Consider the following 6,376-nt stretch of genomic DNA (forward strand, 5'->3'; position numbering starts at 1 on the left):
CCCGAAGCCGGGATTTGCTCAGCGACATGACAAATGGTGGAGGGAGTGAAGCGAGGGGACAACGGGTCGAGCGCGTCGAATAGTTTCGAAGGCTGTCACCCGAGGAGCCCGCGCCGTCGGCGGCGTCCGGGCCCCTCGGCACGCTTCACTCCACGGACTCCTCGAAGCCGAGCGGCCCCTCCCAGGGCACTTCGCGGCAGGGCTTCACCTTCCCCTTGGTCGCGTACATGCTCGCGGCAGGGCTGACCGAGCCCTTGACCGGCTCCGGATCCTCGAAGACCAGGGTGTCGCCGGGACGCAGGACGTACGGGCGCTCCACCATGACGTCGCCCGACCCCTCGAAGCTCCAGATCGGCTGGTACATGTCGCCGCGCGGCTGCGCACAGACGAATCCGCTCCGGGGCCTGTCGAAGGTGACGTGGATGCCCTCGGCGCGCAGACGCTCCGCCAGTTCCCGCTTGTCGTCCCCGCTCAGGATGATCTCCTTCATGCTGAGCGTGACACTGCCGTCGTCGTTCCGTTCCACCGCGTACGCCTGCGACCCGCCGGTCGACGACGGCAGCGCGATCACGACCCCCGCCGCCACGGCACAAGCCGCGAGCGCGACCAGCGCCCGCCGAGGCGTGACCCGGCGCCGGAGCACCGGCTCCTCCTCCGTCCGGTCCGCCGCCCGCAGCGCGATCTCCCGCTGGAGTTCGCCCAGCAGCCGGTCCTCGAACGTGATTCCCGTCTTCGTCGTCATGCCTTTCCCCCTGCGTAGCTGAGCCCTGCCGTCTGCTCCGTCGCCGCCGCGGCGGACCGCAGCGCCTTGCGCGCCCGGTGCAGCCGCACCCTGGCCGTGACCTTGCGTATCCCCAGCGCCGTCGCGGCCTCCGTGACGCTGAGCTGGTCGACCGCGACGAGCTCGATCACCGCTCGTTCCCCGTCGGGCAGCCCCGCCAGGGCGGCCAGCGCACGTCGCCCGGCCTGCTCGGCGTCGAGCTTCTCCTCCAGCCGGTCGATGTCGTCGCCGTCGAGCAGCCGGCGGCCCGCGATACGGCTGCCGAGCACGGTCTGGCGGGCGCTGCGCCGGGCCTCCGCGGCCACGACGTTGCGCGCTATGCCGTACAGCCAGGCCGTCCGGCTCCCGAGGTCGGACCGGTAGGCGTGCGCGGAGTCGATGGCCGCGAGGAAGGTCTCGGCGGTGAGGTCGGCGACGGTGTGGGGATCGTCGACCCGCCGGGCCATGAAGCGGGTGACGGCGTCGACATGGCCGCGGTAGAAGTCCTCGAACGCCGCGGGATCGTACATCTCTCCCGGCGGACCGCCCCGGCTTCTGCTCTGCGGTGCCAAGGTGGGTACCTCCCGTCGTCGGTCATGCTGTCACCTGTACTTGGCCGGGGAAGGGGAAAGCGTTACCGGGCGGCAGCCCAGGAACAGCGAAAGGGCCCGTACGACCGAAGTCGTACGGGCCCCTTCTGGAGCTCGTGCTGGAGCTACCAGGTCAGATCAACGGACTTACTTGTTGATCTTGGTGACCTGGCCGGCGCCCACGGTCCGGCCACCCTCACGGATGGCGAACTTCAGGCCCTCTTCCATGGCGACGGGCTGGATGAGCTCGACCTTCATCTCGGTGTTGTCGCCCGGCATGACCATCTCCGTGCCCTCGGGGAGGGTCACAACACCGGTCACGTCAGTCGTACGGAAGTAGAACTGCGGACGGTAGTTGTTGAAGAACGGCGTGTGGCGGCCACCCTCGTCCTTGGACAGGATGTAGGCCTGGGCCTCGAACTCGGTGTGCGGGGTGACCGAACCCGGCTTGATGATGACCTGGCCGCGCTCGACGTCCTCGCGCTTGATGCCACGGAGGAGCAGACCGACGTTCTCACCGGCCTGGCCCTCGTCGAGCAGCTTGCGGAACATCTCGATGCCGGTGACCGTGGTGGTGGTCTTCTCGGTCTTGATGCCGATGATGTCGACGGTCTCGTTGACCTTGAGGACACCACGCTCGATACGGCCGGTGACGACCGTACCGCGACCGGTGATGGTGAAGACGTCCTCGATCGGCATCAGGAACGGCTTGTCGACGTCGCGCTCCGGCTCCGGGATGGCGGAGTCGACGGCGTCCATCAGGTCCAGGACCGACTGGCCCCACTCCTTGTCGCCCTCGAGCGCCTTGAGCGCCGAGACCTTGACGACCGGCAGGTCGTCGCCCGGGAACTCGTACTCGGAGAGGAGCTCACGGACCTCGAGCTCGACGAGCTCCAGGATCTCCTCGTCGTCCACCATGTCGGCCTTGTTCAGGGCGACGACGATGTACGGAACGCCGACCTGGCGGGCCAGGAGCACGTGCTCCTTGGTCTGCGGCATCGGGCCGTCGGTGGCGGCGACCACGAGGATGGCGCCGTCCATCTGGGCAGCACCGGTGATCATGTTCTTGATGTAGTCGGCGTGACCCGGGCAGTCGACGTGCGCGTAGTGACGCGACTCGGTCTGGTACTCGACGTGCGCGATGGAGATGGTGATACCGCGCTGGCGCTCCTCAGGAGCCTTGTCGATCTGGTCGAAGGCCGAGGCCTCGTTCAGGTCCGGGTACTTGTCGTGCAGCACCTTGGTAATGGCGGCCGTGAGGGTCGTCTTACCGTGGTCGATGTGACCGATGGTGCCGATGTTGACGTGGGGCTTAGTCCGCTCGAACTTCGCCTTCGCCACGGGGTCCTCCTGTGGAGTGGTTCTGAACGCCTTGCTTCATCGGCGCCAGGTGATCTTTGCTGGAAAGCCCGGGCCCCGGGGTCAAACATCCGCGTTCGCGGGGGTTTGACCCCGTAAGGCTCCGGAGTCAAGCCTAAAGGCTGGAACTCTGCTGAGTTACTCGCCCTTGGCCTTCGCGATGATCTCCTCGGCGACGTTCCGCGGAACCTCGGCGTAGGAGTCGAACTGCATGGAGTAGCTGGCGCGGCCGGACGTCTTGCTGCGCAGGTCGCCGACGTAGCCGAACATCTCCGAGAGGGGCACGAGGCCCTTCACGACACGGGCACCGGCCCGCTCCTCCATGGCCTGGATCTGGCCACGGCGGGAGTTGATGTCGCCGATGACCTCACCCATGTAGTCCTCGGGCGTGGTGACCTCGACGGCCATCATGGGCTCGAGCAGCACGGGGCTGGCCTTGCGGGCGGCCTCCTTGAAGGCCTGCGAACCGGCGATCTTGAACGCCAGCTCGGAGGAGTCGACCTCGTGGTAGGCACCGTCGAGAAGCGTGACGCGGACGCCCGTCATCTCGTACCCGGCGAGGATGCCGAACTGCATGGCCTCCTGCGCACCGGCGTCCACCGAAGGGATGTACTCCTTCGGGATACGGCCACCGGTCACCTTGTTCACGAACTCGTACGAGGCGTCGCCGCCCTCGATCGGCTCGATCGCGATCTGCACCTTGGCGAACTGGCCGGTACCACCAGTCTGCTTCTTGTGCGTGTAGTCGACGCGCTCGACGGCCTTGCGGATCGTCTCGCGGTAGGCGACCTGCGGCTTGCCGACGTTGGCCTCGACCTTGAACTCACGGCGCATACGGTCGACGAGCACCTCGAGGTGCAGCTCGCCCATACCGCCGATGATGGTCTGGCCGGTCTCCTCGTCGGAGTGGACCTGGAAGGAGGGGTCCTCCTCGGCCAGGCGCTGGATCGCGACGCCGAGCTTCTCCTGGTCGCCCTTCGACTTGGGCTCGATGGCGACCTGGATGACCGGGGCCGGGAAGTCCATGGACTCCAGGATCACCGGCTGCTTGTCGTCGGCCAGCGTCTCACCCGTGGTGGTCTGCTTCAGGCCCATGACGGCGACGATGTCGCCGGCGCCCACCGAGTCGATCTCCTCACGCTTGTTCGCGTGCATGCGGTAGATCTTGCCGATGCGCTCCTTCTTGCCCTTGACGGAGTTCAGCACGGCGGTGCCGGACTCCAGGCGACCGGAGTAGATCCGGACGAAGGTGAGCTTGCCGAGGTGCGGGTCGCTCATGATCTTGAACGCCAGCGCGGACAGCGGCTCGTCGTCGGACGGCTTGCGCTTGATGACCTCTTCCGGGTCGTTGACGGCGTGGCCCTCGATGGCCTCGACGTCAAGCGGCGTCGGGAGGTAGCGCACGACCGCGTCGAGCAGGGGCTGGACGCCCTTGTTCTTGAACGCGGTACCGCAGAACACCGGGGTCACCGTGGTGCCGGTGCCCTTGCCGGACGCGATGGTGATACGACGGATCGCCGCGTAGAGCTGCTCCTCGGTGGGCTCCTCGCCCTCCAGGTACAGCTCCATCAGCTCTTCGTCGTTCTCCGCGACGGCCTCGAGCAGCTTGCCGCGCCACTCCTCGGCGGCCTCGGTGTGCGTGGCCGGGATGTCGACGGTGTCGTACATCTCGCCCTTGGCGGCCTCGGCGGACCACACGAGCGCCTTCATGCGGACCAGGTCCACGACGCCCTTGAAGTCGGCCTCAGCACCGATGGGGAGCTGCATGACGAGCGGCTGGGCGCCCAGGCGGTCCGAGATCATGTCCACGCAGCGGTGGAACTCGGCGCCGGTGCGGTCCAGCTTGTTGACGAAGCAGATGCGGGGCACGCCGTAACGGTCGGCCTGACGCCACACCGTCTCGGACTGCGGCTCCACGCCGGCAACGCCGTCGAACACCGTCACGGCGCCGTCGAGAACGCGGAGCGAACGCTCCACCTCGACGGTGAAGTCGACGTGACCCGGGGTGTCGATGATGTTGATGGTGTGGTCGACACCCTCAAGCGGCCAGTGACAGGTGGTGGCAGCAGAGGTGATCGTGATGCCACGCTCCTGCTCCTGCTCCATCCAGTCCATGGTGGCGGCGCCGTCGTGGACCTCACCGATCTTGTAGCTGACGCCGGTGTAGAAGAGGATCCGCTCGGTGGTGGTCGTCTTGCCCGCGTCGATGTGGGCCATGATCCCGATATTGCGGACCCTGGCCAGGTCAAGTGAAGTGGTAGCCATAAGGCTTCAGTCTTCTCTCGGTCTCGATGGGGTCTGCGACTACCAGCGGTAGTGCGCGAAGGCCTTGTTGGACTCGGCCATCTTGTGGGTGTCCTCGCGCTTCTTCACGGCCGCACCGAGGCCGTTCGAGGCGTCGAGAAGCTCGTTGAGCAGACGCTCGGTCATGGTCTTCTCGCGACGGGCGCGGGAGTAACCGACCAGCCAGCGCAGCGCCAGGGTGTTGGCACGGCCGGGCTTGACCTCGACCGGGACCTGGTAGGTGGCGCCACCGACACGGCGGGACTTGACCTCGAGGGTCGGCTTGATGTTCTCGAGAGCGCGCTTCAGCGTGATGACCGGGTCGTTGCCGGTCTTGTCGCGCAGGCCCTCCATGGCACCGTAGACGATGCGCTCGGCGGTGGAGCGCTTGCCGTTCAGCAGCACCTTGTTGATGAGCGACGTGACAAGAGGAGAACCGTAGACCGGGTCGATGATGACCGGGCGCTTCGGGGCGGGGCCCTTACGAGGCATTCTTACTTCTCCTTCTTGGCGCCGTAGCGGCTGCGGGCCTGCTTGCGGTTCTTGACACCCTGGGTGTCGAGCGAACCGCGGATGATCTTGTAGCGAACACCCGGCAGGTCCTTCACACGGCCACCACGCACGAGCACGATGGAGTGCTCCTGCAGGTTGTGTCCCTCACCCGGAATGTAAGCGGTGACCTCGATCCCGCTGGTCAGACGCACACGCGCGACCTTACGCAGGGCCGAGTTCGGCTTCTTCGGGGTGGTCGTGAACACACGCGTGCAGACGCCGCGGCGCTGAGGGGAACCCTCGAGTGCGGGCGTCTTGTTCTTCTCGACCTTGTCCTGCCGGCCCTTACGGACCAGCTGCTGGATCGTAGGCACTACTTCTCCGGTTTCTGTGTGCCGAATGGTGAAGCTAACCCGGAACATCTCCGACCCACGCGGTCGGGTGTGTCGAATACTGCGGGTCCCGCCGCAAGGCAGAAGGGCGCAGATTACGGCGGCCGCTTACGGCTCCCACCTGTGCGGTTCAAGGCACGCACGAGAGCCAGGGCACACCCCAGGCACAAGGTCTGAGCGTACCTATCGCATTCGCTACGGTCAAAACAAATGGGTAGCCGCTGCGCTGGGCCTGGCCGGGGGCGCCCTGTCGCCATGGGACGAGGGGATGTCGGGCGACTGCGGGCTGTCGGTTACTGCTTGCCGTGGGGCGCGGCGCTGTCGGCGACTGCGGGGCCGTCGGCGACTGCCTGCCCTGAGACGCTGACGCTGCCGGCGACTGCAGGGCCGTCGGCGGCTGCCCGCCCTGAGACGCTGACGCTGCCGGCGACTGCAGGGCCGTCGGCGGCTGCCCGCCCTGAGACGCTGACGCTGCCGGCGACTGCAGGGCCGTCGGCGGT

7 protein-coding genes are annotated in these 6,376 nt (G+C 67.0%); all 7 read right to left on the reverse strand.

The features are described 5' to 3' along the window. Positions 1-145: 145 nt before the first annotated feature. Positions 146-742, reverse strand: a complete 597-nt coding sequence (locus tag ACZ43N_RS24610; RefSeq protein WP_468100387.1) for a hypothetical protein — start codon at positions 740-742, stop codon at positions 146-148. Beyond that, entirely contained in the window at positions 739-1,290 is a 552-nt protein-coding gene (locus tag ACZ43N_RS24615) for an RNA polymerase sigma factor (protein ID WP_468100389.1), read from the reverse strand. Before ACZ43N_RS24615 ends, ACZ43N_RS24610 begins: the two co-directional genes overlap by 4 nt. Positions 1,291-1,497: 207 nt before the next feature. Further along, on the reverse strand, positions 1,498-2,691 hold the full coding sequence (gene tuf, locus ACZ43N_RS24620; protein ID WP_055537301.1) for an elongation factor Tu: 1,194 nt from the start codon (positions 2,689-2,691) through the stop codon (positions 1,498-1,500). A gap of 156 nt (positions 2,692-2,847) precedes the next feature. Then, positions 2,848-4,974: an elongation factor G gene (gene fusA / locus ACZ43N_RS24625; RefSeq protein ID WP_055537300.1), complete on the reverse strand. Its 2,127-nt coding sequence runs from the start codon at positions 4,972-4,974 to the stop codon at positions 2,848-2,850. A gap of 39 nt (positions 4,975-5,013) precedes the next feature. Continuing rightward, positions 5,014-5,484, reverse strand: a complete 471-nt coding sequence (gene rpsG / locus ACZ43N_RS24630) for a 30S ribosomal protein S7 (RefSeq protein WP_009330725.1) — start codon at positions 5,482-5,484, stop codon at positions 5,014-5,016. A 2-nt stretch (positions 5,485-5,486) separates the two neighbouring features. Next, positions 5,487-5,858: a 30S ribosomal protein S12 gene (gene rpsL, locus ACZ43N_RS24635; protein WP_003948652.1), complete on the reverse strand. Its 372-nt coding sequence runs from the start codon at positions 5,856-5,858 to the stop codon at positions 5,487-5,489. Positions 5,859-6,169: 311 nt separating this feature from the next. After that, positions 6,170-6,376, reverse strand: a 207-nt coding sequence (locus tag ACZ43N_RS24640) for a hypothetical protein (protein ID WP_468100390.1), incomplete at its 5' end; no start/stop codon positions are given.

Source organism: Streptomyces sp. NPDC030814 (genome assembly GCF_055572155.1).

Excerpts from the sequence above, each read along its gene's own strand:
- ACZ43N_RS24610 (WP_468100387.1), bottom strand. The coding sequence starts at position 742 with ATGACGACGAAGACGGGAATCACGTTCGAGGACCGGCTGCTGGGCGAA.
- fusA (WP_055537300.1), bottom strand. The coding sequence starts at position 4,974 with ATGGCTACCACTTCACTTGACCTGGCCAGGGTCCGCAATATCGGGATC.
- ACZ43N_RS24615 (WP_468100389.1), bottom strand. The coding sequence starts at position 1,290 with ATGTACGATCCCGCGGCGTTCGAGGACTTCTACCGCGGCCATGTCGAC.
- rpsG (WP_009330725.1), bottom strand. The coding sequence starts at position 5,484 with ATGCCTCGTAAGGGCCCCGCCCCGAAGCGCCCGGTCATCATCGACCCG.